The 23,961-nt window shown below is 60.2% G+C and carries 19 protein-coding genes; 10 read left to right on the plus strand and 9 right to left on the minus strand.

What is annotated here, in order from left to right:
* Window positions 1-94: 94 nt before the first annotated feature.
* On the plus strand, window positions 95-505 hold the full coding sequence (locus OHL13_RS13660; RefSeq protein ID WP_263410679.1) for a nuclear transport factor 2 family protein: 411 nt from the start codon (window positions 95-97) through the stop codon (window positions 503-505).
* 45 nt (window positions 506-550) lie between these two features.
* Here the strand turns inward: OHL13_RS13660 and OHL13_RS13665 are convergent, their stop codons facing one another.
* From OHL13_RS13665 to OHL13_RS13685, 5 genes are all read right to left on the minus strand, one after another.
* The gene (locus tag OHL13_RS13665) at window positions 551-895 is read right to left on the minus strand and encodes a hypothetical protein (protein WP_263410680.1); all 345 of its coding nucleotides are present in this window, start codon (window positions 893-895) and stop codon (window positions 551-553) included.
* A gap of 45 nt (window positions 896-940) precedes the next feature.
* A complete protein-coding gene (locus OHL13_RS13670) occupies window positions 941-2,557 on the minus strand; it encodes a glycosyl hydrolase family 79 N-terminal domain-containing protein (protein ID WP_263410681.1) in 1,617 nt (538 codons plus the stop codon).
* A 127-nt stretch (window positions 2,558-2,684) separates the two neighbouring features.
* Complete coding sequence (locus OHL13_RS13675) at window positions 2,685-3,332, minus strand: TetR/AcrR family transcriptional regulator (protein WP_263410682.1); 648 nt, start codon at window positions 3,330-3,332, stop codon at window positions 2,685-2,687.
* A gap of 121 nt (window positions 3,333-3,453) precedes the next feature.
* A complete protein-coding gene (locus tag OHL13_RS13680) occupies window positions 3,454-6,672 on the minus strand; it encodes a TonB-dependent receptor (RefSeq protein ID WP_263410683.1) in 3,219 nt (1,072 codons plus the stop codon).
* A 388-nt stretch (window positions 6,673-7,060) separates the two neighbouring features.
* The gene (locus tag OHL13_RS13685; protein ID WP_263410684.1) at window positions 7,061-9,322 is read right to left on the minus strand and encodes a GH92 family glycosyl hydrolase; all 2,262 of its coding nucleotides are present in this window, start codon (window positions 9,320-9,322) and stop codon (window positions 7,061-7,063) included.
* Window positions 9,323-9,438: 116 nt separating this feature from the next.
* Here OHL13_RS13685 and OHL13_RS13690 point away from each other — a divergent pair, with 116 nt between their 5' ends.
* Window positions 9,439-9,906 (plus strand): DsrE family protein, encoded by a 468-nt coding sequence (locus tag OHL13_RS13690; RefSeq protein ID WP_263410685.1) that lies wholly within the window; start codon window positions 9,439-9,441, stop codon window positions 9,904-9,906.
* A gap of 70 nt (window positions 9,907-9,976) precedes the next feature.
* On the opposite strand, the gene OHL13_RS13695 is transcribed toward OHL13_RS13690, so the two are convergent.
* The 3 genes from OHL13_RS13695 to OHL13_RS13705 are packed head-to-tail and all read right to left on the minus strand — an operon-like array spanning window position 9,977 to window position 13,064.
* On the minus strand, window positions 9,977-11,251 hold the full coding sequence (locus OHL13_RS13695; RefSeq protein WP_263410686.1) for an alkaline phosphatase family protein: 1,275 nt from the start codon (window positions 11,249-11,251) through the stop codon (window positions 9,977-9,979).
* A gap of 45 nt (window positions 11,252-11,296) precedes the next feature.
* Window positions 11,297-12,568 carry a homoserine dehydrogenase gene (locus OHL13_RS13700; RefSeq protein ID WP_263410687.1) on the minus strand — a complete coding sequence of 424 codons (1,272 nt, stop codon included), beginning with the start codon at window positions 12,566-12,568 and terminating at the stop codon, window positions 11,297-11,299.
* A 22-nt stretch (window positions 12,569-12,590) separates the two neighbouring features.
* Complete coding sequence (locus OHL13_RS13705; protein ID WP_263410688.1) at window positions 12,591-13,064, minus strand: nucleoside deaminase; 474 nt, start codon at window positions 13,062-13,064, stop codon at window positions 12,591-12,593.
* A gap of 60 nt (window positions 13,065-13,124) precedes the next feature.
* On the opposite strand from OHL13_RS13705, the gene allB reads away from it, so the two are divergent.
* The 8 genes from allB to OHL13_RS13745 all read left to right on the plus strand — a co-directional run bounded on the left by allB (window position 13,125) and on the right by OHL13_RS13745 (window position 20,926).
* Window positions 13,125-14,489: an allantoinase AllB gene (allB, locus tag OHL13_RS13710; protein WP_263410689.1), complete on the plus strand. Its 1,365-nt coding sequence runs from the start codon at window positions 13,125-13,127 to the stop codon at window positions 14,487-14,489.
* 27 nt (window positions 14,490-14,516) lie between these two features.
* Window positions 14,517-15,026 carry a 2-oxo-4-hydroxy-4-carboxy-5-ureidoimidazoline decarboxylase gene (uraD, locus tag OHL13_RS13715; protein WP_263410690.1) on the plus strand — a complete coding sequence of 170 codons (510 nt, stop codon included), beginning with the start codon at window positions 14,517-14,519 and terminating at the stop codon, window positions 15,024-15,026.
* 39 nt (window positions 15,027-15,065) lie between these two features.
* The gene (uraH, locus tag OHL13_RS13720; protein ID WP_263410691.1) at window positions 15,066-15,404 is read left to right on the plus strand and encodes a hydroxyisourate hydrolase; all 339 of its coding nucleotides are present in this window, start codon (window positions 15,066-15,068) and stop codon (window positions 15,402-15,404) included.
* Between the two features lie 23 nt (window positions 15,405-15,427).
* Window positions 15,428-16,276 carry a factor-independent urate hydroxylase gene (pucL, locus tag OHL13_RS13725; RefSeq protein WP_263410692.1) on the plus strand — a complete coding sequence of 283 codons (849 nt, stop codon included), beginning with the start codon at window positions 15,428-15,430 and terminating at the stop codon, window positions 16,274-16,276.
* An 87-nt stretch (window positions 16,277-16,363) separates the two neighbouring features.
* Window positions 16,364-17,566: an allantoate amidohydrolase gene (locus OHL13_RS13730; RefSeq protein WP_263410693.1), complete on the plus strand. Its 1,203-nt coding sequence runs from the start codon at window positions 16,364-16,366 to the stop codon at window positions 17,564-17,566.
* Complete coding sequence (gene allE / locus OHL13_RS13735; RefSeq protein ID WP_263410694.1) at window positions 17,559-18,293, plus strand: (S)-ureidoglycine aminohydrolase; 735 nt, start codon at window positions 17,559-17,561, stop codon at window positions 18,291-18,293. Before OHL13_RS13730 ends, allE begins: the two co-directional genes overlap by 8 nt.
* The gene (locus OHL13_RS13740) at window positions 18,290-19,543 is read left to right on the plus strand and encodes a M20 family metallo-hydrolase (protein ID WP_263410695.1); all 1,254 of its coding nucleotides are present in this window, start codon (window positions 18,290-18,292) and stop codon (window positions 19,541-19,543) included. The genes allE and OHL13_RS13740 overlap by 4 nt, the downstream gene beginning before the upstream one ends.
* A 15-nt stretch (window positions 19,544-19,558) precedes the next feature.
* Entirely contained in the window at window positions 19,559-20,926 is a 1,368-nt protein-coding gene (locus OHL13_RS13745; protein ID WP_263410696.1) for an NAD-dependent succinate-semialdehyde dehydrogenase, read from the plus strand.
* 68 nt (window positions 20,927-20,994) lie between these two features.
* Here OHL13_RS13745 and OHL13_RS13750 read toward each other — a convergent pair whose 3' ends face one another.
* Entirely contained in the window at window positions 20,995-23,907 is a 2,913-nt protein-coding gene (locus OHL13_RS13750; protein ID WP_263410697.1) for a TonB-dependent receptor, read from the minus strand.
* Window positions 23,908-23,961 lie beyond the last annotated feature (54 nt).

The following is a 23,961-nucleotide window of genomic DNA, read 5'->3' on the forward strand; positions in this document are numbered from 1 at the left end:
GAACAACGCGCCGGAGCCCGTCCTGGGCTCCGTTTGCATTTTTACCTGCGACCCCGGCACGGCTTCGCAGGTCTAATGACTGTAAGAGGTACCTATGAGCATCATCATCGCTCCCCCATTTACCTCCGCAGAGATGGCCGCAAAGAAAGTGCAGATGGCCGAGGATCTGTGGAACACCCGCGACCCCGAGCGCGTGGCGCTTGCCTATACCGAAGACACCGTATGGCGGAATCGCACGGACTTTCTTCAGGGACGCAAAGCCGTTGTCGAGTTCCTTACACGCAAGTGGAACCGCGAGCTCGATTACAAGCTGAAGAAAGAGCTCTGGAGCTTCCACGACAACCGCATCGCTGTAAAGTTCCACTACGAATGGCATGACGACGCCGGCCACTGGTACAGAAGCTACGGGAACGAACTGTGGGAGTTTGCTCCGTCCGGCCAGATGCAGCGCCGCGAAGCAAGCATCAACGACCTGCCCATCAAGGAATCGGAACGCACGCTGTAGACCGGCTGTTTCAGGTTGGTCCCACGGCGGGGCCAACCGGGATGTTTACTTCGCTTGCGTAGCGGTGAAAGAGCCTTCCATCCCATACTCCTTCACCAGGACTGTTCCGACGATCTTGTGGTCTTCGAGCTTCGCGCTCACACCCAGCGTAGCCTGGCTCCCGGTCAGGTCCAGCGTTATAACGTCGCCTGCGATCTTGCCGGTTACGTTGGTAAAGGTTTTGCACGTACCGGTCAGCTTTTCGCCATCCTGCTTGAAGGTGCAGGTGTCGTCCGCCTCGTTACCGGAGACGTTCAGGTGCAGCGCCCATTCGCCGTTGACCGTTGCGCTCTGGGCAAATGCCGGAGCCGCTGCGGAAGCCAGCAGAAACAAAGTCGAAAGCAGTTTCATCGGATAGTTCTCCTTCTGGAGTTGTGGCAGCCGCAGAGATAAAAGCTACTGCCGCATGCAGTTCTTGTTATGCACCGTGGGAAGCAGAAGAAAGCTGATGCTGCGCGGCGCAAACTGAACCTGGCCGGCAGCGGTCTTCTTCGCCGTTAGCGCAGGCAGCGTACCATCCGCATTTGCGCGAAGCTCCACGCCGTTCAGCATCACGTTGCGGCTCTGCAGCTCCGTCGCTGTCAGTGTGTACACCTCGCCCGCGACCGGCAGACGCAGGGTATCCACTGTTGATGCGCTTGTATTGAGGACAAGCAGAGTAACGCCGCCCTGATTGCCTTTTGCGCAGTGCGCGAAAAGGTGCAGATCTCCTGTCTCTTTCACACCGGGACTGAGTGCGGTCGTTCCCATGCTGCGTGTCCACAACAGCGCCGCCCAGTAGTTTGGGCGTGGGTCAAACGTCTCTTCGTCCAGCAGGCCATAGTCGCTGGATGCAAGCGTGTTGTGCATGACGGTCTTCACGCCTCTCTGCGCCAATGTTCCTAGCTGGTCCAGATAGCGGAAGCTGTCCGCAAAGGTAGCGGCCCATGCGTCTCCGCCGCAGCCTGACTGACCCGTTTCAGTGAGCCACAGCTCCTTGCCGGGCAGATACGTATCGCGCAGCTTCGCATAGAACTCTTCCACCGCGGTATTGCGCGCAAACCAGTCCGAAGTCAGCGCCTGCTCCAGCGTTGTCCCAGCGGCCGGGCCTAACATGGCGGCGCAACGATGCGAAATCGTGCCATAGAAGTGATACGAAAACACATCAAACACCGGTCCTGAAGCCTGGAGGAGATCTTCTGCTCTCAGCACTGGTTGTTTCGGCGCATTCGCTGGAGTCATCTCAACGCCTTCGCCCACGCTTCCCGGACCGAGAAAAATCGTCTGCGGTGAGGCTTCCTTCAGAAATGCGCGAAACGTCCTGACGTCCGTAGCAAATGTCTTCGCGCTGTAGCCCCGCGGAGCTCCGCCCGCCAGATAGTAGGTCGGCTCATTCATGAACTCAGCCGCGGCAATGTGGCCACCGATGTGACGGGTGTACTCAAACAGCCCTCTTGCCGATTCCGGATTCCAGGAGCCGTCTGTATTCCGTGCTCCATCACCAATCGCAACGGAGGTCACGATTGCACCGCCGGTAGCGCGTGCGAAATCGACCACACCTTTCCACTGCGCGCGTGTCATTACCCCCTTGTATCCCGCTGGAGGCTGCTGCAGCGCCGGCGCATCGTCGTCCTGAAAGTATGTTGTGTTTCTCCAGGTGCCGCTCACCCGGATATACGCCGGCCCCAGTGCAGCGGACAGATTGCGCAGCTTTGAATTTGCCAGGTTGATGGGCGGACGGTACTGGAATAGGTTCTGATCAAGCCCCGCCAAGCCGTTGGCCTTCCCCGGGCCTTGAGACACGCTTGCGGCCAGTCGCTGCCTCACCTCATCGCTGTAGGGTTTCCAGAACCGGCCCCCGGTGATCTCTACCGCTTCAATGTTGTACGAAACAAAACGCGGATCCACCCTGGCCATCCCCGGCATCGTTTGTGGGCTCAATGCAACCTGCGCCGTCAAAGCAACCGCACCGAACCCAAAACCGAGGCAGCCAAATGCTGCCGCCACAAATCCGGAATGCACTCTCTTCGACACGCAAAAGCTCCATCCTCCCGCTCCTCCGCGGAACGGCGGTATAAGGGTGATACTTTTCAAATTACATACGTGTCAACATGTATTTTATTAAAAGATTCAACACCTGCCCGCAAAGCGCGCACAAAACCTACTTCCGTGCCGCTCGTTTTCCTTTACGACGAATCGATTTCTCCGGGAAGAGCCCGTCGAAAACCTCCGCGAGCAGTCTCTTAATTTCTTTCCGGCTGAGCACGTCAGGCTGAAACTGCATGGCCAGAACCAGCCCGCTCTTGATGGCGCTCAACGCCAGCACGCGACTTTCCACACGCGATCGTCCCGGCTCATTGGCGATACCAAACTCCCGCGTAACGTTTCCCGTGGGATACATCTGTCGGTAGCTTTCGCGCAAATCCTCAACCGATTCCGTGTGCCGCAAGGCATACAGCTTCATCTCAAGATCCAGCAGGGCCGTTTCTACATACAGGCTGTCGGCATAGTACCTGCGCAACGCAGCCAGTCTTCCCTCAAAATCATCCTGCGCGCTATCAGCCACCAGTTCCTGAAACTCCTGCACGGCCTGACGGATGCGATTGGTCTGCAGCGCGAAGAACAATTGCTCCTTGGTCTTGTACTGCGCGTACACGGCACCGCGCGTACGCCCGGACTCCCGGGCGATCTCATCAATCTGGGCGCGCTCAAACCCATCGCGCGCAAAGATCGTCTCTGCCGCCTGCAGCAGCGCTGCGCGTGTCGTTTCGCTCTTGATCTGGTGTTTATTCCGTGTCGAACTCTTCATCCACGTGATCCTACGTGATCCTCCGACCCGCCGGAAAGAGTATGGATCACGATTAGGACCTCGCAAACCGGCAAAAAATAGGCCGGGCGCATGCGCACGCCCGGCCTCGAATGGGAGGGAGTTAGAACAGGATTTTCAACCCGAACTGCGTGTTGAAAGGTTCACCGGCGCCGATACCAGGAGCTCCGTTGTAATCGCCGATAGTGTCATACAGGCTGAAGCTTCCGCCGACCGTGCTGCTGGGCGGAGCATAGTTGATGCGGTTGAAGAGGTTGAACATCTCCACCCGGAACTGCACCGTCATCAGCTCCTTGATCTTCGTGTTCTTGAAGACCGAGAAGTCGACGTCGGAGTAACCGGGGCCGTAGTAGGCGTTCCGTCGCGTGGTGCCGAAGTGGCCGGCCGCCGCATCCGTAAAGGCGGAAGGATCCAGCCAGCTCGCTCCAGGCTTCTGCCCCTGGAAACCTTTCTTCGGATCGCCAATCTGCACCGCGCGATCGTTGCCTTCGTTCGTTCCGCTGATGTCGCCGGAAGCGTGCACCGTAAAGGGCTGGCCGCCGTGGAAGCTGAACAAGGAGTTCAACTGCCATCCATGCGTCAGCTCTTTCGGACCCCAGGAAGAGCCCGGGATCTCGTAGCCCATAAGGGCGGTGAGCGTATTGCGGGTGTCAAAGTCGCTGTTGCCGTAGTCGCCTTTGAAGTTGAAGTTGTCCTGCGGCAGGCTGCCGCGGTAGGCCGTCACTTCGTCCAGGTTATGGCTCCAGGTGTAGGCCGCCTGCGTCATCAATCCATGCCAGCGGGAGATGCGAAGCTGCGCCTGCAGAGCGTTGTAGTTTGAGGTGCCAATGCTCTCAATCTGGTTGATGTTGCCGTACTGCGGATAGCTGGTGCTGTACGGCAACGATGAGGCTCCGGCGGAAACGTTGAGCTGGTTCAGATCAAGCAGGCTCAGCAGGCGACGGCCTTCGCTGCCAACATACCCAAGCTGCGCGATCATGTTAGCGCCAAGCGTGCGCTCAATGTTCAGGCTGTAGTTCTGGTTGTACGGTGTGCGGAAGTTACGGTCAACCGAGAAGACACCGCATGGACTGGAAGAGGAGCATGGGTAGCTGATTGTCGAAGGAAAGATCGCCTGTCCTGCAACGATAGTGGTTTTGCCGGGCTGGACCGTCGGGTCAATCGGAATCGCCTTCCCGGCGGCGCTGATGGTGTACACCGGGTTCGGACCGGCAGGGTTGCCTTCCACGCCATTCGGCGCCTGGTTGCCGGGACGGTTGTCGAGGAAGGGATTCAGGTTCGGCGTGTCGAAGTAGAAGCCATAGCCAATGCGAACGACCGTCTTCTCGTCGAGACCATAGGTCATGCCCACGCGCGGACTGAAGTTCTTGTAGTACTGCTGATAGAGCGAGCTGATCTGGTTGCCCTGAAATGCAATGCCATTGAAAGAGGTAAGCTCCGGGCGAAAGACCGAGAGGTCTTTGTTGCTGTTGTGCAGCGGTCCGACATAGTCATAGCGAAGGCCATAGTTGATGGTGATTTTGCGTGAGAGCTGCCAGGAGTCTCCGGCATTCAATTCCCACGTGTTGACGAAGACCTGGCGCTCCGGATCGCCAATGGCGATGGAGGCAGCCGAGGTGTAGCCTGCCAGAAAGTCTGCCAGCGCGCCCGCCTGGCCGGAGACGCCAATACGCGTTCCATCAAAGGTGAACGAACCGACCGAGTGCCGCTTGTAGAACTCATCCAGCTGCGCCTGGCGGAACTCCCCGCCAAGGCGGATCTGGTGCTTGCCCTTCACCCAGCTCAACTGGTCGGTCAAGTGGCCGGTGATATCGTTGCGGCCTTCGGGCGGCGTCATACCGACAGGATCGAAGCCGGTAATGGTGATGTTGGGTGCATTGGTAAAGCTGGCTCCGGTATTGAAGCCCAGCGACTGCACGTTGAAGTTGGTATTCGCATCGTTGAAGACCTGGTTGAAGTAGTTCACACCCACCAGCAGCTGGTTTGAGATGGACGGCGTCACCATGCGGTTATAGACAAGGGCGATGTTCTGTACATGGATCGGCGCAACTTCGAAGTAGTCGTACAGCTGCGATCCCACGGGAGCGACCTGGTTGCCCTGTCCTACAAACCAGTGCGCGCTCAGGCTGTCCTTGTCCGTGATGTGGTAATCCACCTTGCCCAGGCCGTTATAGCTGTAACCGAACTCCGGGACACTGGAGTGGAAGTTATTCACCACACCGGCCGTATCTGCGGAGAGGTTGCCGCCGGCCCAGAGTGTGTTCAGCACATTCTGCATGGTGGTGTTGACCGGGATATTGTGCGCGGCCAGAATCGCCTTGGCCTGATTCTGCCAGCCGACCGAAGGCTCAGTCGCCGTACCCGATTCACCAATCACAAAGCGCTGCTTCTCAAAGGTGAGGAAGGCGAAGAGCTTGTCCTTCAGAAGCGGAGCTCCCACGGAGAAGCCGACGTTATAGTTCCGCACCTTCTGCTTGGTATCGCTGAAAGGACTCTTCGCTCCAAACAGCTCATTGCGATTGAAGTAATACGCCGACCCGTGCAGCCGATTTGTGCCTGATTTGAGTGTCAGGTTAATGGTGCCACCCGGGTTACGTCCACCCTCAGGGCCAGCCTGCGTTTGCGCGGAGAACTGCTCCACTGCATCGATCGGCAGCACGATACCGGCAATACCGGAGACGCCGCCCTGGTTCACCGCCGGTACGTTATGCCACAGGTCGTTGTTGTCCACACCGTCAATCTGCCAGTTCATCTGGTTGGCGCGGGTTCCGTTCAGTGATCCGTATCCGCCGCCGGTATAGCCGGCGAAACCAGGTGTCAGCTGAATCATCTGCGTGAAATCGCGGCCATTCAATGGCATGTCCGCAACCGTCTTCGACTCCAACACGATGTTTTGCGTGACCGTTGTCGTATCCAGCGTAATGTCAGAAGCCTGCACCTCCACCATCTGCATCGCCGAGGCGAAAAGCTTGATGGAAGGCAAGGAATAGATCACACCGGCAGAGACGGGAATCTTATTAAATTTCGCGGTGCTGAAACCGGAGTGAGTTGCCGTCAAGGTGTAGGCGCCAAGCGGCAGATCGTTGAAGAGAAAGGTTCCCGCGCTTGAGGTGACGGTGCTGTAGTTACTCTGGGTAGCTTCGTTGATCAGTGTGACGGTTGCTCCAGCGATTGTGGCCCCGGTAGGATCGGCGACCTCGCCATTGATACCTCCGCGGAATGTTTGTGAGGAAAGCGGAGCGACGGTAAAGAGAAAGAGCGCTGTAAGTGTGAGTAGAAGAAAGGATTTCGGAAAACGGATACACGACTGCCAGAACGTCATGATGCTCCTCCGTGCAGATACAGATATGGGGCGGCGTGTCGGCACAATGCGACCGCAACCTGCTTGTTTTTCTTGGAAAAAGACGAGTTCCTGCGTGGTGCTATTTCAACGATTGACACAGGCTCCTGGCGGAAGCCCCTTCTAAAGGAAAGACAACAATCGTATGAGGATGGCCAGAACGCCCCAGGCTTCATGAGCCGGGGTCATCATTTGATGAGATATTCACTCATCTCCAGCATTCGCGCAACATAAATTTACGACCCATTTATTTCGCCGGCAAGAAAGATGACTAAGCGGGCAGTCCAACAGCAGGTAACTTCCCCCGCGCCTTGTCCGTCGGTTATGGTCTGAGCCTGCGGTGTCCTGTCGCATTCTGAACCAGCAGTAGCTACCGGACTGCCGCTGCTGCCCGATACTGGCTTGCCCACTGCGACGGCTTCGGCCCCATCACGAATTGCACTGTCGCACCGCTCTGAATCTGTTCCCACGTCAGCACCGGCTGCGTCAGCGGCTTGCCATTGATCGTGGCTAACTGGATGTACTTGTTCTCCGTGGAGTTATTCACCGCGTCCACCGTAAAGGTTTTGCCATTCGCAAGTTTCAGGCTCATATGGCGGTACAGCGGCGACCCGATCATGTACTCGCCGCTGGCTGCATTCACCGGGTAGAAGCCCATGGCCGTGAAGATAAACCACGACGACATCTGCCCGCAGTCATCATCTCCAATCAAGCCAGCCGGGCCGGTCTTGTAGTGGTCGGCCGCAATCTGGCGGACGCGTTCCTGCGTTTTCCATGGTTGCCCGGCAAAGTCATACAGGTAGCCGTAGTGATGACTGGGTTCGTTGTTGTGGTCGTTGTGGCCGCCGGCGAAGTGCGCGTCCAGATACTTCGTGTAGTTTTCCGCGCCGCCCATCAACTCCATCAATCCGGCCTGATCGTGAAACACACCCCAGGTGTAGACCCAGGCATCACCCTCGGTCCATCCGGCAAGCGTGCGATTGGTATTGGTGTCGCCGCCTTCGCCGCCGCTGATCGGCGCCCAGCTTCCGTCGCTGCGCTTGCCGTTCATCAGGTGCAGTGCGGGATTGTAGAGATGACGCGCATTCAGTGAGCGCTGCATCAGCTCCTTGTATTCCTTGTCCTTGCCAAGGGCCTTCGCGATCTGCGCGACGCACCAGTCATCGTAGCTGTCTTCAATGGTGCGGCTGGCGGCCTCGTCAATCTTGTCGGTCGGAATGTAACCGAGCGTCTTGTAATACGTCAGCCCCGCGCGAGCCTCATACGGAGTCTTCTCTTCGCGGTCGAGCCAGCGGCGCGTCGTATCGCCATCCGGAGGAACCGTCGCGTCTTTCCACGCAGCCTGCCATGCCAGCTCACGATCGAAGCCGTGGAAGCCCTTGCGCATGGCCTCGGCTACCAGTGAGTCCGCATGCGTTCCGATCATGATGTTGGTGTAGCTGAGGTTCGGCCACTTGGGCATCCAGCCGCCTTCCTTGTAATCGTTCAGCAGGGCCGTCACCATGCCGTCGATATGCTCCGGAGCTGTCAGTGTCAGCCAGCTCCACTCCGCGCGGAAGGTATCCCAGATGGAGTAGGCCGTGTAGCTGGTACCCTCGTGCACCGTGTCGTCAAAGCCCGAATAGTAACGATCGCCCTCCGTCATGATGCGCGGAAACAACTGCGAGCGATAGAAGGCCGTGTACAGCCGTACCTTGTCATCGTCACTTGCGCCCTGCACCTGCAGGTGCGCCAGCTTCTGCTGCCACATCGCATGCAGCTTCTTCTGCAATCTATCGAAATCCCACGTTGGCATCTCGGCCTTCAGGTTCGCGCGCGCCTGCTCCAGGCTGATGAACGAGGTACCGACGCGAAGCTCCACCATCTCACCCGGAGCGAACTCAACATACGCACCGCGATACTCCTTCGCATCCTTGCCGTAGGTATTGCCCATCTTCGGCAGCTTGCGGAACTGCACGACGAAGTATCCCTTGAAGTTGGGCAGCGCCGCGGCTCCTGCATTCGGCATGCTGCCGGGACCAAGGTGCGCGTCCATGCGATGCGGATTCCATCCGGTGATCTCACCCGTGGCAACATCGACCGCGGCCCATCCATTGATGCCTGGCCGGGATGCTTCTACAAGAATGCGAGCCGCCCCCTTCGCGGGGAAACGGAAGCGCATCATGCCGCAGCGTTCGGTAGCGGTCATCTCGCCCTTCAGGGATTGCCCTTCGCCCGCATCCAGCGTCACCGTGTATACATCCGGATGTGACTGTTCGTCCTCGTGGCGAAACTTCATCGCCCGCGTCTCCGGGGTGGTGCGCAGCGCATCCCCTACCTGCGGAATCACGGTGACATAGCCAAAGTCGCCCATCCACATGGCAGGCTGGTGTGTGCCCATAAAGCCGGACATCGTCGTGTCATGCCACTCGTACGACAACACGCTGATCTTGTTCTGCCGCGTCTGCGGAATCCATCCGGTCATGGCGAACGGAGGTTCCACCAGCGGCAGCGTGCGGCCATAGCCTTCCGCTGTCTTCTCGCTGCCAATCAACGGATCAACATACCGCACCAGGTCAGACGATGCGGTCTTAACTTGCGCGGCGAGGGGAAGAGGAGCAAGGGTCAGGGCGGCGACGAGGAGGGTACGCATGGCAGGAAAAGTATAGCCACGAGTTTGCATCTCTTGCTTATCAAGCAACTCAATCAGCATCCCGGTTACACTCGACGCACAGACATTTGCACCGCAGAACCAAAAGGAAACCTGACATGACACGCCGCTCCTGGATCTTCCGCCTCAGCTCTCTGCTCCTGCTTCCCACCGCCGGCCTGCTGGCCCAGGCTGCGGCACCCGCACCTGCCACCACGCCGAACCTGCCCACGCAGCGTGTGCTGATTCATGTGCACTCCGACAAACCCGAAGACTGGAACGCCGCCGTCAAGAAAGCGAACGAGCTGATGAGCTCCGCCGCCAAGCCCTATGACACCCGCGTTGAGATTCTGGCCACCGGCGATGGCCTGAAGCTGATTGACAAGAACAACGCCCTCTCAAGCGAAGTTACACAGTCCATCGGCAAGGACGTCAGCTTCGTTGCCTGCCACGCTTCCATGCGTGCCAACAAGGTGGCGGATAACCAGCTCACCACCGGAGTCGGAATCGTGCCCAGCGGCGGCCGCGAGATTGCCGCCCGCAAGGCCGAGGGCTGGACCGTACTGGATGACAAGTCCATCAAGTAGATGGATGGTTGGATAGTAAAAGCAAAAGGCCCGGAGATAATCCCGGCCTTTTGCTTTGTGGCCCGAGGCCTTATCTTCGCGCGTGTTTTAGTACAACGGGTGAGCCGTCGTTCTTCGCGGGCTTCAGCCCCAGCAGGCCGCACACAAAGTCGTACACGTTCACATTCTCAAAGCTGGGTAACTGGACACCGCGCCTGATGTCCGGCCCCTCGGCGTAAAAGCTTGCCTTCATCTCCGGCATCGTCGCCACATCGAAGCCATGCTCCCCCGGACCGTCGTGAATCACCGTGTCCTTGGGACGTGCGGGATCGACCATGGTGCGGAAGGGATAGGCCTGCTTCCAGATGATCACCGGATCGCCGATGCGCGGATTGCTGTTGAAGTGCAGACGCGCGGGCACGTCCTTGCGGCGGTAGACCTCGTACCGGTCGTCATGCAGCGCCTTCAACGACTCATACGCTTTCTCGCTCGCGGCATCGTCGGCGCCGTACATGTGCGCCTCCGGCCCGGGTTTTACGCTCGACAGGTCAGCATCCTTGTTCAGTTCCACCCAGTGGCGGTCCTTGAAGGCGATGCCTCCATGGTCTGAGACCACGATCAGATCCACCGGCAGCTTCGTCGCCTTCAGCTTCTGTCGCAGATCTCCGATCAGCGCGTCCAGGTGATGCACGGCCGCATCCAGCTCCGGCGAATCCGGTCCGTGGTCATGCGCGGCGTGATCGACGTTGGAGTAGTAGAGCGTGATGAAGTGCGGGCGCTGGGCTGCGGGCAACTTCAGCCAGGACACTACCTGGTCCACGCGTTTGGCATCGTCATACTTGTCGTCAAACGGAACCCAGTAGTCCGGACGCATGCCATCGATCTTCGCGTCCGCGCCGGCCCAGAAGAAAGTCGCCGCGCGCATGCCCTGCTTCTGCGCCAGCACCCACAGCGGAGTTCCGCCGTACCAGCTGCCGTCTTTGCTGGACGGCCCGTTGTAGGAGTACTCCTCATAGCCGCGCGCGGGGTCCAAAAACTTGTTGCTCACAATGCCGTGATGTTCCGGATAAAGCCCGGTCACCAGGGTGTAGTGATTGGGAAAGGTAAGCGTGGGGTAGGACGGAATCATGCCATCCGGAGTGGACGCACCGTCCTGCGCCATCTGCAGCAGGTTGCTGGCGCGGTGCAGCTTCGCGTAGTCATAGCGGAAACCATCGAGCGAGACCAGCACCACGTAATGGGCCCGGCGCGCTTTGCCGGAGTTCAGCGCGCCAGGCTCATGTTGAACCGGAGCAATATCCTGCGCCAGCGCGCTTGTGCAAACGCATGCCAGAACCGCAATCCGCAACCATTGCCAACGAATCATGCTCCCCCACAAGCCTGCGCGCGGCGCCTCCGCTGCATGCAATGCCTAGTCTTCGGCCTTGTCTTCGATGCGCAGCATCTGCAGGCACAGCGGCTTCTCCAGCATGCAGTCCATCTTCGTAATGGAGCGTAACGCACGCTCAACAACGGAGGTCAGACAGGGCTCCGTCGTCACCACAAACGGAAGACGGTCCTTGGGGTGTCCCGGCCGCTGCAGGATCGAATCGATGTTCGCGCCCACCTTGGCCAGCGCTCCGGCAATGGCGGAGACGATGCCGGGCTTGTCACTGACGACGAAGCGCAGGTAATGCGGAGCCAGGAACTCGCCCACCACCGCACGCTTGCGCACCGGCTGGCGGACCACGCCGCACTGCTGCGCCACGGCCAGCAGATCACTGACCACGGCCACCGCCGTGGGATGCGCGCCCGCGCCGTGCCCGCTGAAGACCACATCGCCGCCAAAGCGTCCGCTGGTTACCACCATGTTCTGCGTGCCGTGGCTCCAGGCAATCGGCGACTCCATGGGAACCAGCATTGGTCCCACGCGCGCATGAACTGCTCCATCCTGCACCTGCGCACGGCTTACCTGGCGAATGGTGCAACCAAGCTCCTTCGCGTACTGGAAATCGATAGCCGACACCTTGCTGATGGACTGCGTCGGCACCTCGTCGGGATTCAGCTCCGCGTGCATGGCAACGCGCGACAGGATGCACAGCTTTGCACGAGCGTCGAAGCCATCCACATCCGCCGAAGGATTCGCCTCGGCATAGCCTAGCTTCTGCGCCTCAGCCAGAACCTCGTCATACTCCGCGCCCTGCTCCATGTGGCTCAGGATGAAGTTACAGGTGCCGTTCACAATGCCGCTGATCTTCACAATGGCGTCGCCGCCAATGCCCTGCAGCGCACCGGGGATCACCGGCACACCGCCGGCCACGGCCGCGCCATACAGCAGCGATACACCCTTCCTTGCCGCGAACTTTTCCAGCGCCGCGCCGCGATAGGCAATCAATTGCTTGTTGGCGGTCACCACGCTCTTGCCCGCGGAGATCGCCTTCTTCAGCCAGCCCTCGATCGGGTCAAGGCCGCCGATCAGTTCCAGGATCACATCGACGTCGCTCTTCAGGATGACGTTGATGTCGTCGGTCCAGACAACAGTCTTCGGCAGCTTCTTCGCCTGCGGTCGCGAGAGCTTGCGCTCGTAATCGCGGTTGTAGACGTGCGTAATTTCAATGTCGGCAAACTTCCGCGCCGCCAACACATCCGCTACACCGCCGCCTACCGTGCCAAATCCCAGGATTGCTACTTTTGTCTTCGCCATAATCTTGTTGCCGATTCTTTCGTTAGTATTCGATCTTCTTGGCGCTGTCTGCCCAGGCGTGGAAGCTTTCCAACGCCTCGTCATGCAGCAGTTGACGGGTAGGAATCGTCCGCTGCTCCAGCGGGCGCTTTACCTCGTCGTAGAGAAAGCTGTCATCAAATCCGATTGCGGCCGCATCCGCCGCCGTGTTGCCGTAGTAGATGGCCTTGCAGCGCGACCAGTAGATGGCCGCCAGGCACATGGGGCAGGGCTCGCAACTGGTATAGACCTCGCAGTCGTCCAGGCAGAAGGTACCCAGCTTTTCACAAGCCCGGCGAATAGCTACCACCTCGCCGTGTGCCGTGGGATCGTTTGTGCTTGTTACCAGGTTCATGCCCTCGGCAACAATCTCGCCATCCTTCACAATCACACAGCCAAACGGGCCGCCACGGCCAGAGCGAACATTCTCGGTCGCCAACTCAATGGCGCGCTGCATGAATTTCTGATTGCCGCTCATCTCGCTCACAAACGCTTGAAAATACGCGTTTAGCGCGTAAAATCACGCGTAACTCTGATTATGGCACAGGCCTTTCGATCCAATCGCGTCGTCCTGCCCGAGGGCACCCGCCCGGCCACACTGCTGGTGCAGGATGGCCTGATCACACGTGTGCTCACTACGGGCGCGCTTCCGCCCGATGTGGCATTGACGGACTTCGGCGACCACGCCATTCTGCCTGGCCTGACCGACGTGCATACACACATCAACCAGCCCGGCCGTACAGAATGGGAAGGCTTCGAGACGGCAACGCGCGCCGCAGCAGCGGGTGGATTTACTACCGTGGTGGACATGCCGCTGAACTGCCTGCCGGAGACCATCACCGTCGACGCGCTAGAGCAGAAACGCATCGCCGCCAGGGGGCTTACCTACATTGACTGGCTGCCGTGGGGCGGCCTGGTCGGCCCCGGGGAGGACGAGACCGCGAACCTGGAGCACCTGGAACCGATGGTTGAAGCCGGTGTGCCCGGCTTCAAATGCTTCCTGCTCTACCCCGGCTGCGAAGGCCTTTCGCATCTCTCCCTGGCGCAACTGCGCCGCGCTGCACCAACGCTGGCGCGGCTGGGCAAGCCACTCCTCGTCCACGCCGAGCTGGAAGGCCCGGTGATGGAAGCCAGCAAGGCCTTATACGCACACCATGCGGACTGGACAAAGTACGCAACCTACCTCGCGTCGCGGCCTGACGAAGCCGAGCTTGCCGCCATCCGCGCGCTGATTGATCTTGTGCGCGAGTTCCGCTTTCCGCTGCACATTGTTCACCTGGCCACGGCGCAGGCCGTGCCCATGCTGGCCGCCGCCAGGGCTGAGGGTCTGCCGATTACGGTGGAGACCTGCACGCATTACCTGGCCATCAGCGCAGAGCAAATTCCCGACGGCGCAACACAGTTCAAATGCGCCCCGCCGATCCGCAGCAAAAACAACCAGGATGGTCTATGGCAGGCGCTGCGCGACGGCGTTATCGACCTGGTCTCGACCGACCACTCGCCCTGCCCGCCGGAGATGAAGCCCAGCGGTGCCTTTGACAAGGCATGGGGAGGCATCGCGTCGCTCTCCACCGCCGTGCCCGTCACCTGGACCGAAGCGCAGAGGCGCGGCTTCACACTCGAAGACCTTGTGCGCTGGTTTTCGATTGCACCGGCAAAGCTCGCGGGCCTGACGAAATCGCACGGCCAGCTTGCCTTCGCGCGTCCGGCGAACTTCGTTGTCTTCGCGCCTGAGAAGCACTGGACCGTCACCGCAGACCGCCTGCACTATCGCCATGCCATCTCGCCTTACCTTGGCCGCACGCTGACAGGCGAGGTGGTGGCCACCTATCTGCACGGCGAAGCGGTTTACAGCGCGGGGGGATTTGCCATGCTGGCGAACGGTCGCGACCTGTCAGTGTAGTTGTTCCATCTGCGACAATAACCTCCCATGAATCCCACGCTTGCCCACTGGAACACGCTCCCCGCCGACGAAGCCGCGGCCGTCATTCTTCCCACCAACGGATCACAGGCGTGGGCCGAGCAGATGGCATCGCACCGGCCTTATCCCGGCGAGCAGACGCTCTTTGAAGTAGCCGACCACATCTGGTACCACCTGAGCGATGACGCAAAGCAGCAGGCCTTCGATTCGCACCCGCGTATTGGTCAGCGCCACGCCGCGAAGGAAGCCACCGCGCAGTCGCTCACATGGTCGTCGCAGGAGCAGACACTCTCGGACGATGAGCGCGTGCAGCAGGCGCTGGCGGAAGCCAACCAGAAATATGAAGAAACCTTCGGCCGCATCTTCATCGTGTGCGCCACCGGCAAAACGCAGCAGCAGATGCTTGCGATTCTTGAACAGCGTCTGCACAACGACGAGGAAACCGAGTTCGCCGAGGCTGCCGAGCAGCAGCGGCAGATCACGCAGCTTCGCCTGCGTAAATGGCTGGCCGCAAGTTAGCCACTTGCGCACTCGCGTGTGGCACCTTACACCTTTTCTATGTCCATCTCGACCCACATTCTCGACACCTCCGCCGGACGCCCGGCGACGCGTGTCGATGCCCGCCTGTGCCGCTTCGAATTCGACGCCTGGACACAGCTGGCGCTGGCACAGACTGATAGCGACGGCCGCATCCGCGCGCTGTTGCCGGCGGAGACCAGAATGCTTCCCGGCCTGTACCGCATCAGCTTCTTCACCGGCGCCTACTTCGCCGCTCTGCAGCAGGAGACGCTGTATCCGGTGATCGACATCACATTCACCGTGCGCGAAGGCGAGCAACATTACCACATACCGCTGCTGCTCTCCGCCAACGGATTTACCACCTACCGCGGAACGTAGTCAGGCTGTACTCTAGGAACCCAATGATCAAGCTCGCACAGAACCGTTACGGCAAATCCCGCGTCCGCCTGCTGAAGGTCACCCGTCACGAAGCGCACCACCATGTGGACGAGTGGACCGTCGAAGTGCTGCTGCAGGGCGACTTCGAGTCCGCCCACGTCGAAGGCGATAACTCTCAGATTCTTCCGACGGACACCATGAAGAACACCGTGTACTACATGGCGCACCGTTCGCAGGCCGCCTCCATGGAGGGCTTCGCGGAAGAGCTGATCGATTTTCTGCTCTCACGCAACCCGCAGGTTACCGCGGCCGAGGTCACCATCCACTCCGCGCTGTGGAAGCACATGAAGGTGGATGGCGGCCTGCATCCCACGGCCTTCATCCGCGGCAGCGATGAGCAGCAGACCACGCACGTGCAGCGCATTCAGCCCGAGGGCTTCCAGGTCACCTCCGGTGTCAGCAACCTGGTCATCATGAAAACCGCGCAGTCCGGCTTCGAGGATTACATTGTCGACGAGCTGACCACGCTGAAGCCCACCAGCGACCGCATCTTCGCCACGGCATGCACGGCCACGTGGAAGTACATCCACTCGGCTCCGCTGCATTACAACGCCCTGCGCGAATGCGCCCGCGAGACGATGCTGAGCACCTTCGCGAACCATGATTCGAAATCGGTACAGCAGACACTTTATGCCATGGGCGAAGCTGTACTCGAAGCCGTGCCGGAGATCCGCGAGATCACGCTGACCATGCCCAACAAGCATGCGCTGCTCATCGACCTGGAACGTTTCGGGCTGAAGAACAACAACCAGATCTTCGTGCCCACGGATGAGCCACATGGCACTATCCAGGCCACACTGGTGCGCATGTAGTCCATCCTCTTCGCGGCGGGTGCGGTGCGTGTTTCCTCCGCGAAGAACCCACTTACCCACCCGCCTGTCTCCTGCTACCTTGTCTGAATGCAGGTTGGAGAACGTATTGTTGCGCGCTGCCGTGAGCTTGCCGGCATCACCGATGTGGAAGGGGAAACCACGCGAACCTTCCTCTCGCCCGCCATGCGCCGCGCGAATGATCAACTGGCCGCATGGGCCACGGAGAAAAGCTTCACCACGCGCTACGATGCCGCGGGCAACCTCCACATTCTGCGTAATGCCGACATCGTCACGCAGAAGACCTTCCTGCTCGCGTCGCATCTCGACACCGTTCCCAATGCCGGAGCCTACGATGGCCCGCTCGGCATCCTGCTCGGGCTCGCACTGCTGGAAGAAGCTCCGCCGCTTCCCTTTCATCTGGAGCTCATCGCCTTCAGCGAAGAAGAGGGCGTGCGCTTTGGCTTCCCTTTCATCGGCAGCAAAGCGCTGACAGGCGAGCTGACAGAAGAACTTCTCACACGTACGGACACGCACGGCATCAACGTCCGCGAAGCCATCACTGCATACGGGCTGAATCCCGGCGAGCTTCCCGAGGCAATACTTCACCCCGGCCACTTCGGCTATCTCGAGTTCCATATCGAGCAGGGGCCTGTGCTGGAACATGAAGACCGCGCACTCGGCATCGTCACCGCCATCATCGGCCAGTCGCGCCTGCAGCTCACCTTTACCGGCAAGGCAAACCACGCCGGCACCACGCCCATGCACCTGCGTCACGACGCGCTTACCGCTGCCAGCGAATTTGTTCTCGCAACGGAAACACTGGCACGCAACACACCAGGACTCGTTGCCACCGTTGGCCGGCTCACGCCGTATCCCGGAGCAGGTAACGTTATCCCCGGCGAGGTCGCGCTCTCGCTGGATGTACGCCACGCGGATGACAGCGTTCGTCATGCCAGTGTCGAGGCTCTGCTGGCCACTGCAAACAGCATTTCCGTAACACGCAGAGTTCGCATCACACACACGTTCAAGCTCGATCAACCCGCTGTGCCCATGGACACCTCGCTTACCGGGCTTCTCGCGGAAGCCGCCGCTCCCACTCGCCCGCTCACACTGGCCAGCGGGGCGGGCCACGACGCGATGGTCCTGGCGCCGCACCTTCCCGCAACCATGCTCTTCCTGCGCACGCCGGGTGGTTTGTCGCATCATCCGGATGAAACCGTGCTGCCATCCGATGTACAGTTAGCCTTTGAAACCGGGCTACGGTTTCTGGAACGGATTGCCAATGTTTAACCTGGGACACTCCCGCAGCCGCACCGCCGGCGACCACTTCCTGCTCACGGCCGATACCTTCATCCGCGCCGCGCTGCCCGGCATGACCAACGCAACTGCCATTGTGCATGTCTCGCCTGCCGTCGGTGCAGCCTTCACGCAGTACACCGCGGAGCTTGCCGCCAACGGTTCGCTTGGCCCAGCCGCGGCACAGCGCTTTGTTTACGTGCTGGAGGGCAGCGTTGTGCTCTCTGCCGAAGACAGCACGCACACGCTCAACGCCAACGGCTATGCCTACATTCCGGAAGACCTGGAACACAGCATCACCAGCACACAACCCGCTAAGCTGGCCGTCATCGAGAAGAAGTACCAGGTGCTGGACGGTGTCGAAGCTCCCGGCCTCTTCATCGGCGACGAAACCAGGATCACACCCACTGCTTTGAATGGTGACGAAGACCTTGCGGTGCGCACGCTGCTGCCTGGCGACAGCAGCTTCGACTTCGCCGTCAACACCATGGGCTATGTTCCCGGCGCCACGCTGGCGCAGACGGAGATCCACGTCATGGAGCACGGCCTGCTGATGCTGACCGGCGGCGGCATCTACAAGCTGGGCGACCAGTGGTACCCGGTCACCGCCGGTGACTTCATCTACATGGCGCCCTTCTGCCCGCAGTGGTTCGGCGCTCTGGGCAAGCAGCCCGCGAAGTATTTGATCTACAAGGATTGGAACAGGCACCCGCTCGCATGAAGATCAACGTCAACATTCATCGCCTCTCCTCGGAGCTCGAAGATCTGGCCAGCTTCTCTGACGCTCCACCGTCGGACGAAGGCACGGCTGTCACGCGCGTTGTCTTCACCAACACGGATCTGGAAGCCCGCACCTTTCTCGAAGCCCTTGCGCACAAGATTGATCTCGACGTTCGCCGTGATGCCGTCGGCAATACCTTCTTCCGCTGGAAGGGCTCTGATCCGTCGCTCGCGCCTGTCGGCACCGGCTCGCACATCGATGCCATTCCGCACGCCGGTATGTATGACGGCACCGTCGGCGTCCTTGGAGGGCTCGAGGCCATCCGCACGCTGAAGGAGGCTGGCTTCCAGCCCACGCGCAGCATTGAACTGCTGCTGTTCACCTCCGAGGAGCCGACGCGCTTCGGCATCGGCTGCCTGGGATCGCGGCTGCTCAGCGGCACGCTCGATCCTGAGAAGGCCGATTCTCTCGTCGACAAGCATGGCCAGCCGCTGGAGCAGGTACGCACGGCCGCCAATTTCTCCGGTGACCTGGCCACGGTCAAACTCCCCACAGGCTACTACCAGAACTGGGTTGAGTTGCACATCGAGCAGGGTCCGCTGCTGGAGCGCGAGGGCCTTCCCATCGGGATCGTCACCGCCATCGCCGCCCCCGCCGGCTACCGGTTCCACCTCGAAGGCTTCGGTGGACACGCCGGCGCGCTGTTGATGCCGGACCGCAAAGATGCCCTTTGCGCCGCAGCCGAACTCATTCTTTCAGTGGAACGGAATACGCTGGCGACCGGGGTCATCGATACGGTCGGCACCGTCGGCACGGCACAGATCTATCCCGGTGCCGTGAACTCCGTACCCAGCCGCGTCACGCTGGAGCTGGATCTGCGCGACATTGACCCCGTGCGCCGCGAGTCTGTCATTGAAGCCATTCGCCGCGATATCGCGGAGATCCAGACCCACCGCGGCGTCACCATCACGGAAGAGCTGGTCAACGCCGACCCGCCCGCCACCAGCGACACCACAATCGTCTCTACCCTTGAAGCGGTCTGCACTGAATCCGGCATCCCGTACAAAAAAATGGTCAGCCGCGCGTATCACGACTCTCTCTTCATGGCTCGCATCGCGCCCGTCGCCATGATCTTTATTCCCTGCCGCAACGGTGTTTCTCACAAGCCGGATGAATACTCTTCGCCGCAGGCCATTGCCACCGGAGTTCATGTACTTGCAGCCACACTTGCCCGCCTTGCGGCACAATAGAAGGCACGTACGCGCATGCCGATCACATCGACCAATCCCTCCACCGGGAAAATACTCCGCCACTTCGAGCCGCTGACCTCAGAACAGCTTGAGGCCAAGCTGGCGCTGGCCGCTTCCGCATGGAAGGCCTACCAGGAAGTCCCGCTGGAGCACCGCGCTCTCTGCATGCGCAAACTTGCCTCCCTGCTGGACGATGAGGCCGACGAACTGGCCCGCCTCATCACGCTGGAGATGGGCAAGCCCATTCGCGGCGCACGTGCGGAGGTGCAGAAGTGCGCCACCGCATGCCGCTACTATGCGGAGCACGCCGCGAAGTTCCTTACGCCGGAGGTCATCCCGACAGAGGCCTCCAGCAGCTACGTGCGCTTCGATCCGCTTGGCGTCGTGCTGGCCGTTATGCCATGGAACTTTCCCCTGTGGCAGGTCTTCCGCTTTCTTGCTCCTGCACTGATGGCGGGCAACTGTGGCCTGCTGAAGCACGCCTCCAATGTGCCGCAGTGCTCGCTGACGATTGAAGCCCTTACCCGCCGCGCCGGCTTTCCCCGTGGCGTCTTCCAATCGCTGCTGATTGAGTCCTCCACGGTTGCAAAGGTTATTGAAGATCCCCGGGTGGCCGCCGTCACCGTCACCGGCAGCAATCCGGCCGGTTCCTCCGTCGCCTCGCTCGCCGGTAAGCACATCAAGAAATCCGTGCTGGAGCTTGGCGGCTCCGACCCTTTTATCGTGATGCCCTCGGCCGATCTGCACGTGGCCATCGACACCGCCGTGAAGGCGCGCACCGTCAACAACGGGCAGTCCTGCATCGCGGCCAAGCGCTTCATTGTGCATGAAGGTGTTTACTCCGAGTTTGAAGAACGCTTCGCCATTGCCATGGACACACTGAAGGTCGGCGACCCTTTGCGCGAGGATACGGACATTGGACCGCTTGCCACCGAGCAGGGTCTGCTGGAAATCGAAGCCCAGGTCAAAGCCTGCCTCCATGCGGGAGCGCGCCTGATTACAGGCGGCGAGCGCATGCTGGGCGAGCAGGGCCACTACTTCGAACCCACCGTCATCAGCGGGCTTCCTCGCACCTCGGCTGTCTACCAGGAAGAGATCTTCGGCCCGGTCGCTCTGCTCTTCCGCGTCACCTCGCTGGACCAGGCAATCGAGTTCGCCAATGACACGCCCTTCGGTCTCGGAGCCTCTGCCTGGACCCGCGATCCCGTGGATCAGCAACGCTTCGTGCGGGACCTGCAGGCGGGCGCCGTCTTCCTCAATGCCATGGTGGCCAGTGATCCACGCCTGCCCTTCGGCGGCATCAAGCAGTCCGGCTATGGCCGCGAACTGGCCGCGGCCGGCATGCGCGAATTCCTGAACGCCAAGACGGTTTTCATCGCCTAGAGATACATCGTTCAGACAGGCAAAAGGGCGCAGCCAGTGGCTGCGCCCTTTCTTACTGCGTGTTTGCGTTAGAAGTTGAAGTTCAACTGCAGAGTGATACGACGGACCGCGTTGGACGAACCACCACCGGCATTGATCGCATTCGACTGACCGAAGACCGGCGAGCTCAGCGTTCCAACCGGTGCACCATAGTTCACCACGTTGAACAGGTTGCTGCCCTGCGCCGCCAGGGTCATGGTGTACTTATGGCCGGAGCTGGCTCCGCCGAACGGACCACCACCGCCAGGACCGCCGCCACCCGGGCCGCCACGGCCGCCACCACCGCCGCCTCCCGGAGGAGGCATCATGCCGCCCTGCTGACGCTGACGTCCATTCTGCCCGGCAGCACCGCCAGTCCTCTCACCAAAACCGAAGGTCTTCGCCAGGCGCAGGTTGAAGCTGAAGAAGCGGGGACCCTCGCAGGAGTTGATCGGGATCTGCTGATAGTTCGTGGTTCCCGTTTTCGGAATGGTGTAGTAGGCATTGCTTCTGCTGCCGTCGGAGTTCGTGACAAAGTTCTGTCCTGCCGCAGTCGAGCAGGCGCCCGCAAGCGATGCGCTTCCGGCACTGGTCCACATAGGACGATCGTTATAAACCGAGTCGACGTTGATGTCCTGACCGGCGGTCACGCTGAACGGTGAACCTGAGTTGATCATCACGAACGGGCTGGCCGTAATGGCGTACTTGAAGTTGAAGCTGCCAGCCAGCAGCCCGCGGTTACGCACGTCAAACGAGGTACGACCGTAGTCGGCCTTCGTATCGTAGGTACGCGAGGTGGTGAAGGTCGCACCGCCGGTGTTGCCCTTGGCAAAGCCCAGAGCATAGAAACCGAACAGCGTGAACTTGCTGCCCACACGGGCCGTGCCGTTCACAAAGAGCTGGTTCTGGTTGAAGACGCCGCCCGAGTCATAGCGATAGTCGTAGTTGGAGGCGGTTGTGAAGGCACGCGTCATGTACTGGTGAACACCGCGCGCATTCAGATAGTTGGCCGAGATCGAAATCGACTTACCCACCTGCTGGTCCACACCCGCGGCAAACTGCATGATGTAGCCGGAACGAGTATCGCCGATCGTGTACTTGGTTATCAGACCCGAAGCCTGTGTGGGGCAAGCGGTAGGATTGCTCGGGGTGCAGGTGCTCGGAATCGCCGTCGTCGATGCCTGAATGGTGCGCGTCTGAACATTCGTCCCGTTCTGGCGGGTCACGTTCATCACCTGCGCCAGGTCGAAGCGGTCATAAAACAGACCGTAACCGGCGCGCACAACCGTCTTCGGCGAACCCGACTTGCTGGGCACACCCCAGGCAATCGACAGACGCGGAGCGAAGTCGCGAGCCGAGTTGATCTGGTTCTGCGTCTCGTAACGGATACCACCGCTGATCGTCAGGTTGGGACGCACCTTCCAGTCGTCCTCGGCATACAGGCCCGCATCCACCACGCTGTTGGAAACCGTAGTCTGGTTGATCTGCGACACCGTGTACTGGTTCAGCGTGCCGCTGATGTAGTCATTCAGACTGGCGTAGGTAAAGGTACCATTCTGGCCAGCAATCGAGTACGCCTCTTCCTTGGTGTAGCGCAGGCGTCCACCCATGCGGATGAAGTGCTTCTGCAGAGCGACCGAGGTGTAGTTCTGCACCTCGATGTGCGTATCCGTCGTGTTGGAGTTACCCGTCGGCGAACCGCCGGTGTTCATACCACCTGAAACGTTCACTGCCGGCGTGACGTTCTGTGCCGTTACCGTCGCATTGGTGCGCTGATACTCGAAGCGTGTCTCGTTGACCACCTTCGCGCTGACAATCTGCGAATCGCTGATCTGGATGGTGTGCTCGTTGTTGCCCGAGGTATAGCCGCGGCTGTTCAGCACGAAGTTGCCAATGCCGTTGTTCTCGACTTTGCTGCTCTCGTATCCGTAACGGGCCGTCAGTGTGTTCTTGTCCGTCACCGCAAAGTCCACGCGCGGGCTGATCTGCCAGCGCTTCTGCGGATGCGGCACCGCGCCACCGGTATAGGTTCCGTTGATGCATCCCGATGACGCAAGCGCACCGGGAGCGCAGATCGTCGAAAGATCGCTCAGGTTCCTTGCATAGATCGGCACATTGCTGATGATGTTGTTGTCTTCAATGTCGCGGTAGTTGCCATTCGCATTGAATGACGACTTCTTGGTCAGCGGGCCGCTCAGGCCTCCAAAGAAGAAGAAGGTGTGATAATCCGGCTGGTTCTTGCTGAACGGATTGCTGGTGTTCATCCACTTCTGGTTGCCCTGGACGCTGGCGTTACCGCGGAACTTGTCCGTGCCCGGCTTCGTCAGCACTTCCACACGGCCGAAGCCCAGCTTGTCATACTGCGCCGAGAAGGGGTTCTGGTTCACACGGATCTCGCGGATGGACGACTTCGGAGGCAGCGTGCCACCGGTAAAGCCGTCAATGTAGATCTGTCCGCCATTCGGTCCCGCAGCCGGTCCGGCCAGTGCCGTCAACTGGCTCTGCAGTTCATCGGGATCGTCCGAGAGCGCGTCCAGGTCCTTGTCCTTGATCACCGTGGCGCTCGCGTTTGAGTCCGCATCCGTGCTTACCTGCGCGGTCTGCGTGGTTACGTTGACCTCAGTATTCGCCTCGGCGACCACCAGCTTGACATCCAGGTTCAGCGACTGGCCGGCGGCCACACGCACACCCGTCCGCACAAACGACGAGAAGCCAAGCATGGTCACCGTCAGCGAGTAGGTTCCAGCCGGCACGTTCGAGATGGAGTAGCTTCCATCTCCCTTGCTTGTTCCCGTCACGGCCTTGCCATTGCCCGCCGTCGCGGTAATCGTCGCTCCCGGCACCACCGCCGCATCAGGATCCGTCACGAGTCCGTGAATCGTTCCTGCCTGCTGCGCCTGTGCGGCAACACTTACTGCCAAAACCACCAGCAGCCAGACACACTTCAACCATGAGCGTTTCATCTCAGCTCCCAGGCACACACGTGCCACAAAAAAATTGCATTCAACCGCGTACGT

Origin of the sequence: Terriglobus tenax (assembly GCF_025685395.1) — a bacterium.
Lineage (GTDB): Bacteria > Acidobacteriota > Terriglobia > Terriglobales > Acidobacteriaceae > Terriglobus > Terriglobus tenax.

Excerpts from the sequence above, each read along its gene's own strand:
- OHL13_RS13690 (WP_263410685.1), top strand. The coding sequence starts at position 9,439 with ATGACACGCCGCTCCTGGATCTTCCGCCTCAGCTCTCTGCTCCTGCTT.
- OHL13_RS13685 (WP_263410684.1), bottom strand. The coding sequence starts at position 9,322 with ATGCGTACCCTCCTCGTCGCCGCCCTGACCCTTGCTCCTCTTCCCCTC.
- OHL13_RS13660 (WP_263410679.1), top strand. The coding sequence starts at position 95 with ATGAGCATCATCATCGCTCCCCCATTTACCTCCGCAGAGATGGCCGCA.
- OHL13_RS13665 (WP_263410680.1), bottom strand. The coding sequence starts at position 895 with ATGAAACTGCTTTCGACTTTGTTTCTGCTGGCTTCCGCAGCGGCTCCG.
- OHL13_RS13750 (WP_263410697.1), bottom strand. The coding sequence starts at position 23,907 with ATGAAACGCTCATGGTTGAAGTGTGTCTGGCTGCTGGTGGTTTTGGCA.
- OHL13_RS13675 (WP_263410682.1), bottom strand. The coding sequence starts at position 3,332 with ATGAAGAGTTCGACACGGAATAAACACCAGATCAAGAGCGAAACGACA.
- allB (WP_263410689.1), top strand. The coding sequence starts at position 13,125 with ATGGCACAGGCCTTTCGATCCAATCGCGTCGTCCTGCCCGAGGGCACC.
- uraH (WP_263410691.1), top strand. The coding sequence starts at position 15,066 with ATGTCCATCTCGACCCACATTCTCGACACCTCCGCCGGACGCCCGGCG.
- OHL13_RS13705 (WP_263410688.1), bottom strand. The coding sequence starts at position 13,064 with ATGAGCGGCAATCAGAAATTCATGCAGCGCGCCATTGAGTTGGCGACC.
- uraD (WP_263410690.1), top strand. The coding sequence starts at position 14,517 with ATGAATCCCACGCTTGCCCACTGGAACACGCTCCCCGCCGACGAAGCC.
- pucL (WP_263410692.1), top strand. The coding sequence starts at position 15,428 with ATGATCAAGCTCGCACAGAACCGTTACGGCAAATCCCGCGTCCGCCTG.
- OHL13_RS13740 (WP_263410695.1), top strand. The coding sequence starts at position 18,290 with ATGAAGATCAACGTCAACATTCATCGCCTCTCCTCGGAGCTCGAAGAT.
- allE (WP_263410694.1), top strand. The coding sequence starts at position 17,559 with ATGTTTAACCTGGGACACTCCCGCAGCCGCACCGCCGGCGACCACTTC.
- OHL13_RS13730 (WP_263410693.1), top strand. The coding sequence starts at position 16,364 with ATGCAGGTTGGAGAACGTATTGTTGCGCGCTGCCGTGAGCTTGCCGGC.
- OHL13_RS13680 (WP_263410683.1), bottom strand. The coding sequence starts at position 6,672 with ATGACGTTCTGGCAGTCGTGTATCCGTTTTCCGAAATCCTTTCTTCTA.
- OHL13_RS13695 (WP_263410686.1), bottom strand. The coding sequence starts at position 11,251 with ATGATTCGTTGGCAATGGTTGCGGATTGCGGTTCTGGCATGCGTTTGC.
- OHL13_RS13700 (WP_263410687.1), bottom strand. The coding sequence starts at position 12,568 with ATGGCGAAGACAAAAGTAGCAATCCTGGGATTTGGCACGGTAGGCGGC.
- OHL13_RS13745 (WP_263410696.1), top strand. The coding sequence starts at position 19,559 with ATGCCGATCACATCGACCAATCCCTCCACCGGGAAAATACTCCGCCAC.